13 protein-coding genes are annotated in these 18,751 nt (G+C 74.2%); 6 read left to right on the plus strand and 7 right to left on the minus strand.

Annotated features, from left to right (window positions below; genetic code table 11):
• The first annotated feature begins 70 nt into the window (after positions 1-70).
• Together ACGF13_RS13425 and ACGF13_RS13430 are read left to right on the plus strand one after the other, a co-directional pair.
• Positions 71-1,024, plus strand: a complete 954-nt coding sequence (locus tag ACGF13_RS13425; protein WP_392873177.1) for an amino acid ABC transporter permease — start codon at positions 71-73, stop codon at positions 1,022-1,024.
• On the plus strand, positions 1,021-2,952 hold the full coding sequence (locus ACGF13_RS13430; RefSeq protein WP_392873178.1) for an FAD/NAD(P)-binding protein: 1,932 nt from the start codon (positions 1,021-1,023) through the stop codon (positions 2,950-2,952). Before ACGF13_RS13425 ends, ACGF13_RS13430 begins: the two co-directional genes overlap by 4 nt.
• Positions 2,953-2,997: 45 nt before the next feature.
• Here ACGF13_RS13430 and ACGF13_RS13435 read toward each other — a convergent pair whose 3' ends face one another.
• Positions 2,998-4,887, minus strand: coding sequence for a protein kinase (locus ACGF13_RS13435; protein ID WP_392873181.1), 1,890 nt, complete (start codon positions 4,885-4,887; stop codon positions 2,998-3,000).
• Positions 4,888-5,066: 179 nt separating this feature from the next.
• Between ACGF13_RS13435 and ACGF13_RS13440 the strand changes: the two genes are divergently transcribed.
• The gene (locus ACGF13_RS13440; RefSeq protein ID WP_392873184.1) at positions 5,067-7,346 is read left to right on the plus strand and encodes an FdhF/YdeP family oxidoreductase; all 2,280 of its coding nucleotides are present in this window, start codon (positions 5,067-5,069) and stop codon (positions 7,344-7,346) included.
• Positions 7,347-7,427: 81 nt separating this feature from the next.
• Here the strand turns inward: ACGF13_RS13440 and ACGF13_RS13445 are convergent, their stop codons facing one another.
• Entirely contained in the window at positions 7,428-8,972 is a 1,545-nt protein-coding gene (locus ACGF13_RS13445; RefSeq protein ID WP_392873187.1) for an NlpC/P60 family protein, read from the minus strand.
• Positions 8,973-9,309: 337 nt separating this feature from the next.
• Between ACGF13_RS13445 and ACGF13_RS13450 the strand changes: the two genes are divergently transcribed.
• Together ACGF13_RS13450 and ACGF13_RS13455 are read left to right on the plus strand one after the other, a co-directional pair.
• Entirely contained in the window at positions 9,310-10,488 is a 1,179-nt protein-coding gene (locus ACGF13_RS13450; protein ID WP_392873190.1) for an anion permease, read from the plus strand.
• A 23-nt stretch (positions 10,489-10,511) separates the two neighbouring features.
• Positions 10,512-10,766: a hypothetical protein gene (locus ACGF13_RS13455; protein ID WP_392873193.1), complete on the plus strand. Its 255-nt coding sequence runs from the start codon at positions 10,512-10,514 to the stop codon at positions 10,764-10,766.
• Positions 10,767-10,886: 120 nt separating this feature from the next.
• Here ACGF13_RS13455 and ACGF13_RS13460 read toward each other — a convergent pair whose 3' ends face one another.
• Both ACGF13_RS13460 and ACGF13_RS13465 read right to left on the minus strand, forming a co-directional pair.
• A complete protein-coding gene (locus tag ACGF13_RS13460; protein WP_392873195.1) occupies positions 10,887-12,443 on the minus strand; it encodes an MDR family MFS transporter in 1,557 nt (518 codons plus the stop codon).
• 154 nt (positions 12,444-12,597) lie between these two features.
• Positions 12,598-13,047 (minus strand): MarR family winged helix-turn-helix transcriptional regulator, encoded by a 450-nt coding sequence (locus tag ACGF13_RS13465; RefSeq protein ID WP_392873198.1) that lies wholly within the window; start codon positions 13,045-13,047, stop codon positions 12,598-12,600.
• A 120-nt stretch (positions 13,048-13,167) separates the two neighbouring features.
• Here ACGF13_RS13465 and ACGF13_RS13470 point away from each other — a divergent pair, with 120 nt between their 5' ends.
• Positions 13,168-14,244 carry an ABC transporter permease gene (locus ACGF13_RS13470; protein ID WP_392873201.1) on the plus strand — a complete coding sequence of 359 codons (1,077 nt, stop codon included), beginning with the start codon at positions 13,168-13,170 and terminating at the stop codon, positions 14,242-14,244.
• Positions 14,245-14,350: 106 nt separating this feature from the next.
• On the opposite strand, the gene ACGF13_RS13475 is transcribed toward ACGF13_RS13470, so the two are convergent.
• The 3 genes from ACGF13_RS13475 to lon form a co-directional block, all read right to left on the minus strand.
• Positions 14,351-15,541 carry an ROK family protein gene (locus ACGF13_RS13475; RefSeq protein ID WP_392874213.1) on the minus strand — a complete coding sequence of 397 codons (1,191 nt, stop codon included), beginning with the start codon at positions 15,539-15,541 and terminating at the stop codon, positions 14,351-14,353.
• A gap of 66 nt (positions 15,542-15,607) precedes the next feature.
• Positions 15,608-16,177, minus strand: coding sequence for a GtrA family protein (locus ACGF13_RS13480; RefSeq protein ID WP_392873204.1), 570 nt, complete (start codon positions 16,175-16,177; stop codon positions 15,608-15,610).
• Positions 16,178-16,284: 107 nt separating this feature from the next.
• Entirely contained in the window at positions 16,285-18,750 is a 2,466-nt protein-coding gene (gene lon, locus ACGF13_RS13485) for an endopeptidase La (protein WP_392873207.1), read from the minus strand.
• Position 18,751 lies beyond the last annotated feature (1 nt).

Genomic DNA, 18,751 nt, shown 5'->3' on the forward strand with positions numbered 1-18,751 from the left:
ACGGGCCGCGCCCGCGTACGTGACCACCGCCGTACCTCTCCCGCCCGCACTCCGCCCAGGAGCCGCCGCCATGGCCACCCCGCAGGACGTCCTGCCCGCCCCCTCCCCGCTCGACCGCCCCGCCGCACCGCCCGCCCCCGAGGCCCGGATCGTCGCCCGCCGCAGGCCCGGCCAGTGGGCCGCCGCCGGCGTCGCCCTGCTGCTGGCCGCGATGGCGGTCAACTCGGTGATCCGCAACGAGGCCTTCCAGTGGGGCGTGGTCGCCGACTGGTTCACCGCCCGGTCCGTGCTCAACGGGCTCGCCCTCACCCTCTGGCTGACCGCCGCCACCCTCGCCCTCGGCTTCCTGCTCGGCACCCTCCTCGCCACCATGCGGCTGTCCGCCAACCCGGTGCTGCGCACGCTGAGCTGGGGCTACGTCTGGGTGTTCCGCTCCACCCCGCCGCTGGTGCAGCTGTTGTTCTTCTTCAACATCGGCGCGCTCTACCCGACCCTCGGCCTGGGCCTCCCGTTCGGCCCCGAGTTCGTCACGGTCAGGACCGTCAACCTGATGGGCCCCACCCTGACCGCCGTCATCGGCCTCACCCTGCTGGAGACCGCGTACGCCGCCGAGGTGATCCGCGGCGGCATCCTCTCCGTGGACCGCGGCCAGCTGGAGGCGGCGGCCGCGCTCGGACTCGGCCGGTGGCGGGTGCTGCGCCGGATCGTGGTGCCGCAGGCGATGCGGGCGATCGTGCCGAGCGCCGGGAACATGCTGATCGGCGCGCTCAAGGGCACCAGCATCGTCAGCGTGCTGGCCGTCTCCGACCTGCTCTACTCGGTGCAGCTGGTCTACCTCCAGTCGTACCAGGTCATCCCGATGCTGATGGTCGCCACCCTCTGGTACCTGGTGGTCACCACCCTGCTGTCCGTCGGCCAGTACTACGTGGAGCGGCGCTTCGCCCGGGGCGCGACCCGCGACGGCCTGCCACCCACCCCGCTGCAACGGGCCCGCGCGGCCCTCGCCAGGGCGGTGCGGGCATGACGCCGTCCCTCGTCATCGTCGGCGCCGGCCCGCGCGGCACCGGACTGCTGGAGCGGATCGCCGCCAACGCCGCCGAACTGCTGCCCGCCGACCGGCCGTTGGCGATCCACCTGGTCGACCCGTACCCGCCCGGCGCGGGCCGGATCTGGCGCCACGACCAGTCCCCGCTGCTGCGGATGAACTCGATGGCCGAGGACGTCACCATGTTCACCGACGAGCGCTCCACCCTCGAAGGACCGGTCCGCCCCGGCCCCTCGCTCGCCGAATGGGCCCGGCGGCAGCGGGAGTTCACTCCCTACCGGGAGGTCGCCGACCCGGCCGTCCGGGCCGAGCTGCGCACCCTCGCGCCCACCGACTTCCCCACCCGACGGGCCCAGAGCGCCTACCTGGACTGGGTGTTCCGCCGCGCCGTCGCCGACCTGCCGGCGCACATCACGGTCACCGTCCACCGCGACACCGTCCGGCGGATCGAGGGCCCGGCCGACGGCCCGCAGACCGTCCACCTCGGCGACCGGACCCTCACCGCCGACCACGTGGTGCTCACCCTCGGCCACCTCGACTCCGCCCCCCACCCGCGCCACGCGGCCGACGCCGAGTTCGCCGCCCGGCACGGCCGCTTCCACCTCCCGCCCGCCTACTCCGCCGACGTGACCGCCGAGTTGGCCGCCCTCGCCCCCGGCGAGCCGGTGGTGCTGCGCGGGCTCGGCCTCGCCTCGGTGGACCTGGTCGCCCTGCTCACCGAGGGCCGCGGCGGCCGCTTCGAACCCACCGGGGACGGGCCCGCGCTGCGCTACCTGCCGTCCGGCCGGGAGCCGGTGCTGCACCTCGGCTCCCGGCGCGGCGTCCCGTACCACTCCAAGACCGGCTACCGCCTCCAGGGGCCACCCGCCCCGCTCCCCCGGTACTTCGACGCGGCCGCCGTGGACACCGTGCTCGCCACCGGCGGACAGCTCGAACTGCGGCGCGACTTCTGGCCGTTGATGGCCAAGGAGATCGCCTTCGGGCACTACCACGAGCTGTTCCACGCCCACCCCGAGCGCACCACCCTGCCCTGGCCGGAGTTCCTCACCCGCTACGACCGGCACGGCTGGTACACCCCCGAACGCGCCGCCCTGGTCGCCGAGGCCGTCCCCGACCCCGCCGACCGGATCGACTTCGAACGGCTCGACCACCCGCTGGCCGGGCTCGAACTCGGCAGCGACGAGGAACTCCAGGAGCACCTGCGCGGGTACGTCGGCGCGGACGCCGGCCGCCGCGCCGACCCCGCCCACAGCGCCGACCTCGGCGCCTTCCTCGCCCTGCTGTCGCTGTTCGGCCAGCTCCCCCGGGTGACGGCGAGCGGCCGGCTCACCGCCCGCTCGATCGCCGAGGAGGTGGACGAGTGGTTCTTCGGCTACTTCGGCTTCCTCGCCTCCGGCCCGCCCGGCTTCCGGCTGCGCCAGCTGCTCGCCCTCTCCGAGGCCGGGGTGGTGCGCTTCCTCGGCGCGGACGTCCGGATCGAACGGGACGAGGAGAGCGGCACCTGGCGGGCCTCCGGCGCCACCGTGCCCGGCCACCACGTCACCGCGACGGCGCTGGTCGAGGCGTACCTGCCCAAGCACGCGCTGGCCCGCACCCTGGACCCGCTGCTGGGCGAGCTGCACCGCACCGGACGCGTCGTCGAGGAGGTGGTCACCGACCCGGACCACACCCACCGCTCGGGCCTGGTCACCATCGCCCCCGCCGACAGCCGGCTGCTCGACCCGGCCCTCGGCGGAGCCCCGCACCCGCGCCGCACCGCCCTCGGCCCGCACACCAGCCTGCGCGCGGCCGCCGCCTTCGCCCGCCCCCGCACCGACGCCCCGGCCTTCCGCCAGAACGACGCCGCCGCCCGCGCCCTGCTCCACGCCCTGGCCGCCCTGCCGACGGCCCGGGCCCTGGCGGCGTGAGCGCCGTGAGAGCCGCGGCGTCGGCACCCCGGCACCGAGGAGCACTCAGGCGCCGAAGATCTCCTCCACCAGGTCCTCGTCCGAGACGTGGTCCGGGGCCTCGAACACCACGTCCGCGACGCCCTTCAGGCCGATCCCCCGGTCCAGGGCGTCCATACAGGCCCGGGCCTGCGCGTCGGTGGCGAAGTCCCACACCCGCAGCCGCCGCACCAGCACCAGCGCCTCCATCGGGCTCATCCGCGGGGTCCGGCGGCGCGGCCCCGGCCCCTTGCGGCCGGCCTGGACCAGCTGCTGCTGGTAGCCGGCCAGGTCCTGCCAGGCCTGCACGGTGCTCGGGTGGTGCTCGCCCAGCACCCGGGCGAGGTCCGGCAGCAGCCCGTGCAGCTGGATCACCGCGCCCTGGAGGTCTCCCCGGTTGGCGTGGTGCAGCGCGAGGTCGTGCCGGGCCTTCAGGACCCGCGAGTCGTACGGGCCCCAGGCGGCGTGCAGGTCGGGCAGCAGCTCGTTCATCAGCCGGACCGTGGTGACGGGCGCACCGCTCTCGCCGACGCACCAGACCAGGTGGTAGCGGGCGCCGAGGGTGTCCGGGTCGATCGGGCCGAGGGCCGCGCGCATGTCGGCCACCAGGGCGGTCAGCAGCCGGATCGCACCGTCCAGGTCACCGGTGCGGCTGAGGTACCAGGCGAAGTCCCGCCAGGTGCACAGGGTGTCCCGGTCGCTCGCGCCGAGCGCGGTCACGCAGTCCTGGGCGACGGCCTGCAGCAGCATCGCCGACTCGCCGGCGGTCGCCGCCCGGTACGCGGCCGAGCGGCGCTCGCTCAGCGCGGCCCGTACCGACTCGGCCGGCGGCGTGGCCGTCACCGGCGGCGTGGTCAGCGGCGGCAGCACCGAGGAGACCGGGGACGGCACCGACGGGACGATCGGGGCGGGCACGGCGGGAGGCACGACCGGCGCGGGCGCGGGCACGGCGGGAGGCACAGCGGGAGGCGCGGCGGGCGCGGGCACGACCGGCGGGGCGCTCGGCGGCGGCGGCACCATCGGCGCCGGGCGCTCCACCACCGCCGGTACGGGCACCGGCACCGGTGCCGCCGCCTGGCCGCCCTGCCACCCGGCCAGCTCGGCGAGCCGCCGCTCGACCGTACGGGCGTCGGCCGGCCGGGCCGCCGGGTCCTTCGCCAGCAGCTCCGCGACCAGACCGGCCACCTGCGGCGGCAGCCCGAACTGCGCCGGGTCCAGCGGCGGCGGCACCTCGTTGAGGTGCCGGTACATCAGCACCGGCGTCGAGTCCCCGCCGAACGGCCGTGCCCCGGTGAAGAGTTCGACCAGGACGCAGCCCAGCGCGTAGAGGTCGGCCCGCCCGTCCACCCGGCCGCCGGTCCAGCGCTCGGGTGCCATGTACGCCGGGCTGCCGACGATCGTCCCGGTGGTGGTCAGCCCGCCCGCGCCGGTGTCCAGCTGGGCGATGCCGAAGTCCAGCACCTTCAGGTGCCCGGCGTCGGTGATCATCACGTTGTCCGGCTTGATGTCCCGGTGCACCATGCCCGCGTCGTGCGCCGCCGCCAGCGCGCCGCTGATCTGCCGCCCCCAGCGCAGGCTGAGCGCCGGCCCGGGCACCCCCGCCCGCAGCACCTCGGTGAGGGTGCGGCCGGTGAGCAGCTCCATCACCAGGTAGGTGACCTCCTCGCCGCCGAGCTCGCACTGCCCGAGGTCGTGCACCGTGACGATGTGCGGGTGCGAGAGGTTGCCGGCCGCGCCGGCCTCCCGGACGAACCGCAGCGCGGCCTTCGCCCGGTCACCGCCGTGGTGCCCGATGACCTTGACCGCCACCGGCCGCCCCATCCGGGTGTCCCTGGCCCGCCACACCACCCCGAACCCGCCCTGCCCGAGCTTCTCCACCAGCTCGTACCGGCCGTCCAGGACGTCCCCGACTCGCACGCGCCCTCTCCCCTCCCGCCATGACGCCCAGACTCTACCGACGGCGCGCCCCCCGCGACGGAGACGGCCCTCCCCCGCCGTGAAGACGGCCCTCCCCCTCTCGAGCAGCAGGTGGAAGGATGCACGGTGAGCCCCGCGACGGTGCGGCGGCCCGGACCAGCAGCCCGAGGAGAGCGGCCATGGCCAAGCAGGCCCCGCAGAGCGACCCGGCCCAGGACGCCCCCGAGGTGTCCGCGCCCCAGCACGCGGCCGCCGGGCTGCCCGCCGTCGGCCACAGCCTGCGGATGGCCGCCGAGCAGATGGGCGCCCGCCGCACCCTGGCCACCCTGCTCAAGGTCAACCAGCCGAACGGCTTCGACTGCCCCGGCTGCGCCTGGCCGGAGCCCGACAAGACCCACACCGCCGAGTTCTGCGAGAACGGCGCCAAGGCCGTCGCCGAGGAGGCCACCGAGCGCCGCATCCGCGCCGAGTTCTTCGCCGCCCACCCGGTCGCCGACCTGGCCGAGCGCTCCGGCTACTGGCTCGGCCAGCAGGGCCGGCTCACCCAGCCGATGCTGTTGGACGAGGGCGCCACCCACTACCGGCCGGTCTCCTGGGACGAGGCCTTCGCGCTGGTGGCCGAGGAACTGAAGGCCCTGGACACCCCGGACGGCGCCGCCTTCTACACCTCCGGCCGGACCAGCAACGAGGCCGCGTTCGCGTACCAGCTGTTCGCCCGCCGGCTCGGCACCAACAACCTGCCGGACTGCTCCAACATGTGCCACGAGTCCTCCGGCTCGGCGCTCACCGAGACGCTCGGCGTCGGCAAGGGCAGCGTCAGCCTGAAGGACCTCTACCAGGCCGACCTGATCATCGTGGCGGGCCAGAACCCGGGCACCAACCACCCCCGGATGCTCTCCGCGCTGGAGCGCGCCAAGCGGGCCGGCGCCACCATCGTCAGCGTCAACCCGCTGCCGGAGGCGGGCCTGGAGCGGTTCAAGAACCCGCAGCAGGCCCGCGGCCTGGTCGGCCACGGCACCAAGCTGACCGACCTCTTCCTGCAGATCCGCCTCGGCGGCGACCTCGCGCTGTTCCGCGCGCTGAACCGGATCGTCCTGGAGCGGGACGGCGTCGACCGCGGGTTCGTCGCCGAACACTGCCACGGCTTCGAGGAGTTCGAGGCCCAGGCGCGGACGACCGACCGCGCCGAGGTGCTCGCCGCGACCGGCCTGCCCTGGGAGCAGATCGAGGAGCTCGGCCGGCTGGTCCTGAAGTCCGAGAAGATCATCGTCTGCTGGGCGATGGGCCTCACCCAGCACAAGCACTCCGTGCCGACCATCCGCGAGGTGGTCAACTTCCTGCTGCTGCGCGGCAACGTCGGCCGCCCCGGCGCCGGGGTCTGCCCGGTGCGCGGGCACAGCAACGTCCAGGGCGACCGGACGATGGGCATCTTCGAGCGCCCCACCACCGCCTTCCTGGACGCGCTGGGCGGGGAGTTCGGCTTCGAGCCGCCGCGCGAGCACGGCCTCGACTCGGTGGACACCATCCGCGCGATGCGCGACGGCAAAGTCAAGGTCTTCTTCGCGATGGGCGGCAACTTCGTCGCGGCCACCCCGGACACCGAGGTCACCGAGGCCGCGATGCGCCGCTGCCGGCTGACCGTCCACGTCTCCACCAAGCTCAACCGCTCGCACGTGGTCACCGGCGCCCGCGCCCTGATCCTGCCCACCCTGGGCCGCACCGACAAGGACGTCACCTCGCGCGGCGCCCAGTTCGTCAGCGTCGAGGACTCGATGGGCCAGGTGCACGCCTCGCGCGGCGGCCTGCGCCCGCCCGCACCCGGCCTGCTCTCCGAGACCGCGATCGTCTGCCGGCTCGCCCGCGGCGTGCTCGGGCCGCAGGACACCGTGCCGTGGGAGGACTTCGCCGAGGACTACGACACCCTGCGGGAGCGGATCGCCCGCGTCGTCCCCGGCTTCGAGGACTACAACGAGAAGGTCCGCCGCCCCGGCGGCTTCACCCTGCCGCACGGCCCCCGCGACTCCCGCACCTTCCCGACCGCGACCGGGAAGGCCAACTTCTCCGTCAACCCGCTGACCGCCCCCGAGGTCCCGCCGGGCCGGCTGCTGCTCCAGACCCTGCGCTCGCACGACCAGTACAACACCACGATCTACGGCCTCGACGACCGCTACCGCGGCATCAAGGGCGGCCGCCGGGTGGTCCTGGTCAACCCCGCGGACGCCACCGAACTCGGGCTCGCCGACGGCCTGTACGTCGACCTGGTCAGTGAGTGGAGCGACGGCGTGGAGCGCCGCGCCCCGCACTTCCGGGTCGTCCACTACCCCGTCGCCCGCGGCGGCGCGGCGGCCTACTACCCCGAGACCAACGTCCTGGTGCCGCTCGACTCCACCGCCGACGTCAGCAACACCCCCACCTCCAAGGCCGTCGTGATCCGCTTCGCCCCCGACAGCGGCGCCTGAGGCGTCCGCCGGCTCCGAACAACACGAAGGCCGCCCCGCGTCCGATGACGCGGGGCGGCCTTCGTACCGGCCGGGTGGCCGTCAGTGCGTCGGGCTGCCCAGCGGCAGCGTGGCGGTCGCGCTGCCCGGGGCCGAGGCGGTCGCCGAGCCGGTGCCGCTCGGGCCCTCCGTCGGGGTGCCCGTCCCGGTCGGGGTGGGCGTGCCGGTCCCGCTCGGGGTGCCCGGCGTCCCGGTCCCGGTCGGGGTCGGTGTCGGGGTGCCCGGCCCGGTCGGCGTGCCGGTCGAGGGCGCGGTCGGCGTGGCCGGGTCGGTCGGCGTACCCGCCCCGCCCGGAGTGGCCGGGTCGGTCGGCGTACCCGGCACGACCGGCGGCGTCACCGCTCCGCCCGGGGCCGGCGGGGCCGGCACCTGGTTGGCCGGGCTCGGCGCGATCGGCGTGACGGAGTCCCAGCCCGCCGGGAGGTCCGGCACCTTCCACGCGCCGCCGGCGTCGTCCGCCGTGCCGGACGGGTCGGGCCGGACGGCCCCGAGGATCGCCATCGAGCCGATCGGCGAGATCTTGATGAACGCCCCGGGCCGCGGCGCCTGCACGATCAGCCCGCCGCCGATGTACATCCCGACGTGCGAGGCGTCCTGGAAGTAGATCACCAGGTCGCCGGGCCGCAGCTGGTTGAGCGCCACGTGCGGCAGCTGCGCCCACTGCTCCTGGCTGGTGCGCGGGATCGGCTTGCCGGCGTGCAGCCAGGCCTGCGAGGTGAGGCCGGAGCAGTCGTAGGCGCCCGGGCCGGTGCCGCCCCACAGGTACGGCTTGCCCAGCTGCGCCAGCGCGAAGGCCACGGCCCCGCGCCCCTGCAGCGAGGGCGTGCGCTCCCCCTTGCCGAGCGCCCCGGAGGCGAGGAACGCGAGCTGCGCCTCGTCCGCCTTGGCCTTCTCCAGCTGCTCCAGCTCGGCCCGCTGGGCGCCGGTCAGCGAGGAGACCAGCTGCTCGACCGAGGCGAGGTCGGCGGCGGCCTTGGCCTTGGCCGCGTCCTGCTGGGCGACCAGCGTCTGGGAGGTCTTCAGCGCCTCCTCGTTCTGCTTCCTCAGCCCGTCCAGCTCGTCCCGGTCGCTCTTCAGCTTGTCCAGGAACTCCGACTGGGAGCGGCTGGCCGAGGCCAGCAGCTCGGCGATGACGACCGCCTCGTACGGGTCCTTGGAGAGCAGCAGCTCGGCGTAGGCCGAGGCGGACCCGTTGCGGTACTGCGCGGCGGCGAGCTGGGAGGCGATGTCGGTGCCGGCGTCGACCTGCTTCTGCTGGCGGTCCAGCCGGCCCTGGAGGTCGGTGAGCGAGGTCTGCTGCTCCGCCACCTTGGCGACGGCGCCGTTGTACTGCTCGGTGGCGGCCTCGGCGCCCTGGTAGAGCGCGTGCAGCTGGTCGAGCAGCGGGCCGAGGGTGGCCTTGGCGGCGGCGAGCGGGTCCGCGTCGGCTGCGACCCGGCCGGTGCCCGGGTCGGGTACGGCCCAGGCGGCCTGGGCGCCCACCGGCAGTGCGAGCGCCGCGGCCGCGAGGACGGCTCCGCAGCGCAGCGCCGCCCGTACCCAGGGCCGTACGCCTGCCGTCTCCGCTCTCTGTCCCGCCCCGCCCATGACCTGGCCCTCCCCGCCGCGCACTGCCCCTGTCCCGGGTATCCGGATCCCGCAGATCCTCCCACGGGTTACTCGCCGGAAACAGGGCGCGGGCGGACTGGGAGGTTAATTCTCGATTGATCTGTGAGACAGCTCTCAGCAAACCGGGTCGAACCGGTGCGTTCTTCGCTAAAGTCCAGCTCAGCGCGCCCTGGGTCACCCTGACGAAAGCCAATGGTCACCACGAGTCAACCATCGGAACCACGATTCCCGGCTCAGTTCACCTTCCGTTTACCCTGCAGACCTACGGTCGCGACGTCATCAACGTCCGTGCGACAACTAAGACGATTGTTTGGGTATGGAACACATCTCGTTCCTGGTGGCCGTTGTGATCATCACTGCGCTCGCCTTCGACTTCACCAACGGGTTCCACGACACCGCCAACGCGGCCGCCACCGCGATCGCGACCGGAGCCCTTCGTCCGAAGGTCGCGGTCACCATCGCGGCCCTGCTCAACTTCGCGGGCGCGTTCCTGTCCGTGAAGGTCGCCACCACCATCTCCGGCGGCATCGTCAACGAGAAGGCCGGAGTCCACCCCGAGATCATCTTCGCCGCACTGGCCGGCGCGATCCTCTGGAACCTGCTGACCTGGCTGCGCGGCCTGCCGTCCAGCTCCTCGCACGCCCTGTACGGCGGCCTGATCGGCGCCACGATCGTCGGGGTCGGCATGAACGGCGTCAACTTCGACACCGTGATCACCAAGATCCTCATCCCGGCCGTCGCCTCGCCGTTCGTCGCCGGCCTGGCCTCCTGGGGCGCCACCAAGATGGCGTACCTGATCACCCGCAAGGGCAACACCGCGGCCACCGAGAAGGGCTTCAAGACCGGCCAGGTCTTCTCCTCCTCGCTGATCTCGCTCGCGCACGGCACCAACGACGCCCAGAAGACGATGGGCATCATCACCCTGACCCTGGTCTCGGTCGGCGCCCTGCCGCACGGCGCGCTGCCGCCCACCTGGGTGATCGTCTCCGCGGGCGCCGCGATCGCGCTCGGCACCTACATGGGCGGCTGGCGCATCATCCGCTCGATGGGCAAGGGCCTGGCGGACATCCGCCCGCCGCAGGGCTTCGCCTCCGAGTCGGCCGCCGCGACCGTCATCCTGACCTCCTCGCACATGGGCTTCGGCCTCTCCACCACCCAGGTCTGCTCCGGCGGCATCATGGGCGCCGGCCTCGGCGGCCCGAAGGGCGAGCTGCGCTGGAGCCTGGTCCGCCGCATGGTCTACACCTGGGGCCTGACCCTGCCGGCCGCCGCCCTGGTCTCCGGCGGCGCGGCCCTGCTGGCCGAGCAGGGCAGCTGGGGCGTCGCCCTGGTCGGCGCCGTGCTGGTGGCCGGCGCCGGCGCGATGTGGCTGATCTCCCGCCGCCAGCCGGTCGGCGCGGACAACGTCAACGACGTCGACGTCACCCCGGTCGAGGTCGCACCGGCCGGTACCGCGAACGCCCCCACCCCCGCCTCGACCACCGTCGCGGCCTGAGCGCGGACTGAGGAGCACTCACCATGCACATCAAGTGGAACGCCCTGGCCCAGACCGCCGGGCTCAGCTTCGGCATCACCGTCGCCGTGGTCACCGTCTTCGCGCTCGGCATCCTGGCGCTGTCCCGCCGCGAGGCCGCGGTGAGCGCCGCCCGTGAGAGCGGGGGCACCGCGGGGGCCGCGGGCGGCGGCAAGCTCGCCCTGGCCGGCGCGTACGCCTGCTTCGCGCTCTGCGGCGGGGTCGTCCTCTACGGGCTGTCGCTGATCGCCGGTCACTGACCGCACGGACGTTCGGGCCGCACAGCCGGACGGCCGGACGCAGCAGAACGGGCCGGGGAGTGTCTCCACACTCCCCGGCCCGTTCGCGTATCCCGACGGCCGGTCGGTCCCGCCGGCCGGTCAGCCCTCCTGGGTGGTGGTCTTCAGTGCGGTCTCCCGGATGAACAGCACGGTGACGAAGGCCAGCGCCGCGAACGGGGCGGCCCACAGGAAGACGGTGCCGACGCCGTGGCCGAACGCGTCCGTCACCAGCGGCACGATCGGGGCCGGCAGCTTGGCCAGGTCCGGGATGCCGCCGCCGGAGGCCGCGGGCGACGCCGGGACGTGCGCGGCGGCCAGGTTCTCGGCCAGGTAGTGGCCGACCTTGTTGGTCATCAGCGCGCCGAGCGCGGAGACGCCCATCGCGCCGCCCATGGTGCGGAAGAAGGTGACCACGGAGCTGGCCGCGCCGAGCTCGTGCCGGGGCACCGTGTTCTGCACCGCGAGCACCAGGTTCTGGCTGGTCAGGCCGAGGCCGACGCCGGTGATCGCCATGTAGACGGAGAGCAGCACGTAGTCGGTGTCGGCCCGGGCGGTGCCGAGCAGGCCGAAGCCGATGGCGAGCAGCGCGGTGCCGGAGACCAGGTAGGCCTTCCACTTGCCGTACTTGGTGATCAGCCGGCCGGCCACCGCCGAGGAGACCGCCAGGCCGAGGATCATCGGCAGGGTCATCAGGCCGGCCATGGTCGGGGACTTGGCGCGGGCCAGCTGGAAGTACTGGCTGAGGAAGGTGGTCGCGCCGTACATCCCGACGCCGACCAGCACGCTGGCGACCGCGGCCAGGGTGACGGTGCGGTACCTGAAGAGGCTCGGCGGGATGATCGGCTCGGCGGCGCGGCGCTCGATCACGATGGCCAGGGCGCCCAGCAGGACGCCGCCGCCGACCATGGCCGCGGTCTGCCAGGACAGCCAGGCGTAGTTCTTGCCGGCCAGGGTGATCCAGATCATCAGCAGGCTGACCGAGGCGGTGATGACCAGCGCGCCCAGGTAGTCGATCTTCGCCTGGCGCTTGACCACCGGCAGCTTGAGGGTGCGCTGCACCACCAGGATCGCGACCAGCGCGAACGGGATGCCGACGTAGAAGCACCAGCGCCAGCCCAGCCAGGGGGTGTCCACGATGACGCCGCCGATCAGCGGCCCGCCGATGGTGGCGAGCGCGAAGACCGCGCCGAAGTAGCCGCTGTAGCGGCCGCGCTCGCGCGCGGGGACCATCGCGGCCAGGCAGATCTGGCCGAGCGCCACGACACCGCCGGCGCCGATGCCCTGGAGCGCGCGGCAGGCGATCAGCTCGCCGGTGTTCTGCGAGAGGCCGGCCAGCGCCGAGGTGCCGACGTAGATCAGCAGCGCGATCTGGAGCAGCAGCTTCTTGCTGACGAGGTCGGAGAGCTTGCCCCAGATCGGGGTGGAGGCGGTGAGGCTGAGCAGGGCCGCGGTGATCACCCAGGTGTAGGCGGACTGGCCGCCGTGCAGGTCGGCCAGGATGTGCGGCAGGGCGTTGGAGACGACGGTCGAGGAGAGCACGGCCACGAAGAGGCCGAGCAGCAGGCCGGAGAGGGCCTCCATCACCTGCCGGTGCGTCATCTGTTGACTGTCGGCCGCGGCGGTGGTTCCGCTCGCGGCCTCGGTGGTCACGGTCATCTGGGTCCTTCGGCGAGGCGCGCGGGATACGCGGATCATGAAATTTCGTTGCCGTAAGCAACCATAAGACGAGATGGTTGAGTTAGGCAACTTTCTTCAAGGGAAAGTAAAGCCCGCAGGTGCGGGCCCGCTCACGCCGCCGACGACCGCCCGGTCACTCGGCCGCCGGCTCCTCCAGCGCGTCGTTGAAGCGGTGCAGCAGCTCCGCGAAGCGGCTCACGTCCTCCGACGACCAGCCGCCCATCACCTCGCGCACCCGCCGCATCCGGGCGTCGTGCGCGACCAGGTAGCGCCGCCGCCCGTCCCCGGTGAGCGAGACCAGCGCGGACCGGCGGTCCAGCGGGTCCGTCTCCCGGGCCACCAGGCCCAGCTCCTCCAGCGTCCGGATCTGCCGGCTCACCGTCGCCTTGCCGATCGAGAAGTGCACGCCGACGTCGGTCACCCGCACCGGCCCGGCCTGCTCGATGTAGCCGAGCAGGCTGTACGCCATCCCCTCCAGTCCGGGGTGCACCCGCCGTGAGAGTTCCGCCACTCTGGCCCGGCCCCGCCGGAACATCAGCGCGACCTCGCGCTCCACCGCCACCAGGGCTTCCTCGTCGCTCACCGCGCCAGTATCGCGCAGTGGCACCGGCCACGGTCCGGCGCGGCCGGTGCGACAAGCCAACTACTTCATGGTATGAAGTATCGGTTCTGGAAGGACCGTTTTTCCCCGTTACGCAAGGAGATGTGGATGGCAGCCCCGGGGCAGGGTTTCGTCGCCGAACTGAAGAGTGCGGTCACCCCGCGCGCGGCACTGCTCGTGATCGGCGTGCTGCTGCTCCAGCTCGGCTTCATCACCTCCTACATCGGGGCGCTGCACAAGCCGGCCCCGCAGAACCTCTCCATCGCGGTGGTCGCCCCGCCGCAGGTCACCCCGAAGCTGGTCGGCGCCCTGGAGTCGGTGCCGAACGACGCCGTCCGGGCCGTCACCGCGCCGGACGCCGAGACGGCGATCCAGCAGATCAAGGACCAGAAGCTCTACGCCGCGCTGGTCGTGAACCCGACCTCCACCCAGGACACCCTGCTGGTGGCCAACGCCCGCGGCACCGCCGCCGCCAAGGCCGCCGAGAGCATCACCACCGCGATCGACCAGAGCCAGGGCCGTACGGTCAAGGTCCAGGACGTGGTGCCGCTCGCCAAGGGCGACAACAACGGCCTCTCCGCCTTCTACCTGGTGATCGGCTGGTGCGTCGGCGGCTACCTGGTCGCCTCGATCCTCGGCATCAGCGCGGGCTCCAAGCCGGCCAACGTCCACCGCCTGCTGATCCGCCTCGGCGTCCTCGCGGTGTACTCGATCGGGGCCGGCGCCCTCGGCACGATGATCGCCGGGCCGGTGCTGGACGCCCTGCCGGGCTCGGTGCTCGCCCTCAGCGCCATCGGCGCCCTGGTGGTGTTCACGGTCGGCGCGTTCACCATGGCCCTGCAGTGCCTGTTCGACATCCTCGGCATCGGCGTCGCGGTGCTGATCTTCGTGGTGCTCGGCAACCCCAGCGCGGGCGGGGTCTACCCGGCTCCGATGACGCCGCCGTTCTGGCGGGCGATCGGCTCCTGGCTCCCGAACGGCGCCGGCACCACCGCCACCAAGTCGATCGCCTACTTCGACTCCACCAACCTGGGGATGCCGATCCTGGTCATGGTGGTCTGGGCGCTGATCGGCATCGGCGTCGCCCTGCTGGCCGTGCTGCGCGGCCCGCGCTCCGGCGGCCGCGAGCTGGTCTCCGAGGAGACCGAGAGCGGGACCGAGGCCGCGGCCAAGGCCTGAGCCGCCCGCCGCCGATCGTCACCGGGCCCCCGGCCGCCACGGCCGGGGGCTCGCACGCTTTCCGGCCCCCGTCTTCCGAGGCCCCCGCGTTCCGGGCCCCTGCGGTTCAGGCCCCCGTGCCCGCCCCGAGCGTTCCCGGGTCGGCCAGGACGGCCCGGACGACCCGCGCCGCCGCGCCCAGCAGCGGGCCCCGCCGGCCCAGCCGGGAGACCGTCAGCCGGTCCCCGGACCAGGGCCGCACCGCCACCCGGGCGGTCAGTTCGGCCCGCATCGCGGGCAGCAGCCAGGGCGCCAGCCGGGCGTAGCCGCCGCCCAGCACCACCTCGGTCGGGTCCAGCAGGTTGACCGCGCCGGCGGCCGCGGTGCCGAGCGCCGCACCGGCCCCGGCCAGCGCCGCGAGGGCGGCCGTGTCCCCGGCCCCGGCGCGGTCGGCGAGCAGCGTCACCCAGTCGCCCCGGGCTCCGGTCAGGCCGGCCGCCCGCAGCACCGCCGCCTCGCCCGCGTACTGCTCCAGGCAACCGCGCGCCCCGCAGGCGCAGGCGGGTCCGTCCGGGTGGACCGGCACGTGGCCGAACTCGCCGGCGTAGCCGCCGGCCCCGCGCAGCAGCCGGCCGCCGACCACGATCGCCGCACCGACCCCGGCCTCGGCGGAGACGTACAGGAAGTCCTCCGGGCCCTCGCCCAGCCAGCGCTCGGCCAGTCCGCCGAGGTTGGCCTCGTTGTCCGCCTCGATCGGCAGCTCGGCCAGGCCGTCACCGACCGGGCCCGGCCCGGCCGCCCGCAGCGCCGGGCGCAGCGCGGCGGCCAGCGGGATGTCCCGCCAGCCGAGGTTGGCGGCCCGCCGGAGCACCCCGCCGGAGCCGCCGACCAGCCCGGGCACGGCCAGGGTGAGTCCGGCCGGGCGCAGCCCCGACGCGGCGACGGCCTCGTGCAGCAGGTGGGCGAGCTCGGCCATCACGGCGGCGGGCTCGCGGCCGTGGTTGGAGACCTCCCGGCGCCGCCAGGCGCGGACCTCCCCGCGCAGGTCGACCACGCAGGCGCCCAGGTGCCGCACCCCGATCTCGGCCCCGAGGCCGCCGGGCCCGGCCGGGTTGAGGCCGAGCGCGGTGCCGGGGCGGCCGACCTTGCCGCTGGGCGCGGCGGGGCCCTCCTCGACCACCAGGCCGGCGGCGATCAGCTGTTCGGCGAGGGAGGAGACGGCGGCCCTGGTCAGCCCCGTCCCGGCGGCCACCTCGGCGCGCGAGCGCGGTCCGCTCGCGATCGTGCCGAGCACCAGGGCCAGGTTGGCCCGGCGCATCCCCTGCTGGCTGGCGGGCCCGGTCCGAACGGGGTCCGGCTCCTGCACAAGGCTCACCTCGCCCCTCTACGGCACGTCCCGTGGCATCTCGGGTGCAGCGTAACCGGGTTCCCGGGGCGCCGTCGTCGGTGCCGGGACGGGCCGACCGGGGGTCGGCCGGGCGGACGGGGCGAAGACCCACCGCCGCATCGCCCAGTAGCGGAACACCATCGCCGCGAAGGTGCCGACGACGATGCCGCTGAGGAAGTCCGCGACCTCCTGCCCGACGGGGTCGACGTACGGCTCGCGCAGGTCCAGGAGGTACCGGGAGACCGCCAGCGGTACGTCGTTGACGACGATCGCCACCGCGCTGACCAGGACGAACATCAACGCCTCGCGCCGGCTGCCGGCGGCCCGGAAGGCCCAGCGGCGGTTCAGCACGTACGAGACGACGGTGCCGATCACGGTCGAGACGGTCAGCGCGACCACCGGCTTGTGCTGCAGCACGGTGAGCTTGAGCTCGAAGTTGACCAGCGTGGTGAGCACGAAGCAGCCGCTCCCGACCAGCAGGAACTTCACCAGCCGGCGGTGCCGCACCACGAAGGGGCGCAGCCGGTCGGGCACCCGGGCCAGGGCGCGCTGCGTGGGTGACGGCATCTCCGCAGTCTCGCACGCGGGGATGCCGTCGGCCCGTCAGATCGCCGCCGTCCGCCCGGGCCGCCGCCGGGTGCCCGGGCCGCCGCGGTGGCGGCCCGGGCTCCCGGTCAGGCGGCCACCAGCACCGCGGCCCCGGCCGGCTCCAGCGCCAGCTCCAGCACCTCCCGCACGTCCGCCACCGGGTGGACGGCGAGCCGCTCCAGCACCTCGGCCGGGACGTCGTCCAGGTCGGCCTCGTTGCGCCTGGGGATGATCACCGTGGTGATCCCGGCCCGGTCGGCGGCCAGCAGCTTCTGCTTCAGCCCGCCGATCGGCAGCACCCGCCCGGTCAGCGACACCTCGCCGGTCATCGCCACGTCGGTGCGCACCTTGCGGCCGGAGAGCAGCGAGGCCAGCGCCGTGGTCATGGTGATGCCGGCGCTCGGCCCGTCCTTGGGGACGGCCCCGGCCGGGATGTGCAGGTGCACGCCGCGGTCGCGCAGCGAGGTGACCGGCAGCTCCAGCTCGGCGCCGCGCGAGCGCAGGTAGGAGAGCGCGATGTGCGCGGACTCCTTCATCACGTCGCCCAGCTGCCCGGTGAGGGTCAGCCCGGTGCCGCCGGTCTCGGCGTCGGCCAGCGAGGCCTCGATGTAGAGGACGTCGCCGCCGGCGCCCGTCACCGCGAGGCCGGTGGCCACGCCGGGGACGGCGGTGCGGCGCTCGGCCGGCGCCTGGGCGGACTCCGGCACGTGGTGCGGCCGGCCGATCAGGGCGCGCAGGTCCTGCGCGCCGACGGAGACGGGCAGCTCGCGCTCGCCCAGCTCGGCCTGCGCGGCGATCTTGCGCAGCACCCGGGCGATCGAGCGCTCCAGGTTCCGGACGCCCGCCTCCCTGGTGTACTCCCCGGCGAGCCCGCGCAGCGCCGACTCGTCCACGGTGACCTGCTCGCCGTTCAGACCGGCCCGCTCCAGCTGGCGCGGGAGCAGGTGGTCCCGGGCGATGACGATCTTCTCGTCCTCGGTGTAGCCGTCCAGCCGGACCAGCTCCATCCGGTCGAGCAGCGGCTCGGGGATGGCCTCCAGCACGTTGGCGGTGGCGAGGAAGACGACGTCGGAGAGGTCGAGCTCGACCTCCAGGTAGTGGTCCCTGAAGGTGTGGTTCTGTGCCGGGTCCAGCACCTCCAGCAGGGCGGCCGCCGGGTCTCCCCGGTGGTCGGAGCCGACCTTGTCGATCTCGTCCAGCAGGACGACCGGGTTCATCGAGCCGGCCTCCTTGATCGCCCGCACCAGCCGGCCGGCCTGCGCGCCGACGTAGGTGCGCCGGTGGCCGCGGATCTCCGCCTCGTCCCGGACGCCGCCGAGCGCGACCCGGACGAAGGAGCGGCCCATGGCGCGGGCCACCGACTCGCCGAGCGAGGTCTTGCCGACGCCGGGCGGGCCGACCAGGGCCAGCACCGCGCCGCCCGCCCGCCGCCCACCGCCACCCTTCTCGGGATGGGCTTCGCCCGGCACCTCCTTGATGCCGCCGACCGGCCCGAGCCCCTGGTCGGCCCGGCGCTTGCGGACGGCCAGGTACTCGACGATCCGGTCCTTCACGTCGGCCAGGCCGGCGTGGTCGGCGTCCAGCACCGCGCGGGCGCCGGCGATGTCGTACGCGTCCTCGGTGCGCTCGTTCCAGGGCAGCTCCAGGACGGTGTCCAGCCAGGTGCGGATCCAGGAGCCCTCGGGCGACTGGTCGGAGGCGCGCTCCAGCTTGTCGACCTCCTTGAGCGCGGCCTCGCGGACCTTCTCGGGGAGGTCGGCGGCCTCGACCCGGGCGCGGTAGTCGCCCTCCTCGTCGGCGGCCTCGCCGTTCAGCTCGGCCAGTTCCTTGCGGACGGCCTCCAGCTGGCGGCGGAGCAGGAACTCCTTCTGCTGCTTGGCCACGCCCTCCTCGACGTCCTTGCGGATGGTGTCGTTGACCTCCTCCTCGGCGAGGTGGTCGCGCAGCAGGGTGAGCGCGTACTCCAGACGGGCGACCTGGTCGGCCTCCAGCAGCACCTTGAGCTTCTGCTCGGCGGTGGCGAAGGGCGCGTAGCCGATGTTGTCGGCGAGTTCGCCGACGACATCGATCCGGTCGACCCGGTCGACGATCTGCCAGGCGCCGCGCTTGCGCAGCCACTGGGTGGACAGCGCCTTGTACTCCCTGACCAGCTCGGCGGCCCGGCCGGCCACCGGGGTGCCCACCGAGGACTCCCGGAACGGCGTGGTCTCCACCCAGAGGGCGGCGCCGGGGCCGGTGGTGCCGACCCCGATCCGGAGCCGGCGCACGGCGCGCACCAGCGCGGCCGACTGCAACAGCGTGTTGGGGCCGTCGGCCAGCCGGCCGACCTGCTCCACGGTGGCCAGCGTGCCGACCGCCGCGTACGAGCCGTCCACCCGCGGGACCAGCAGGACCTGCGGCTTGCCGTTGCCGGTGGCGGCGGCCCGGGCGGCCTCGACCGCGGCGCGCACCTCGGTGTCCTTCAGGTCCAGCGGGACCACCATGCCCGGCAGGACGACCTCGTCGTCGAGCGGCAGCACGGGCAGGGTGAGCGGTGTGGACGTCGATGCCATG

The organism is Kitasatospora sp. NPDC048286, from assembly GCF_043201735.1.
Lineage (GTDB): Bacteria > Actinomycetota > Actinomycetes > Streptomycetales > Streptomycetaceae > Kitasatospora.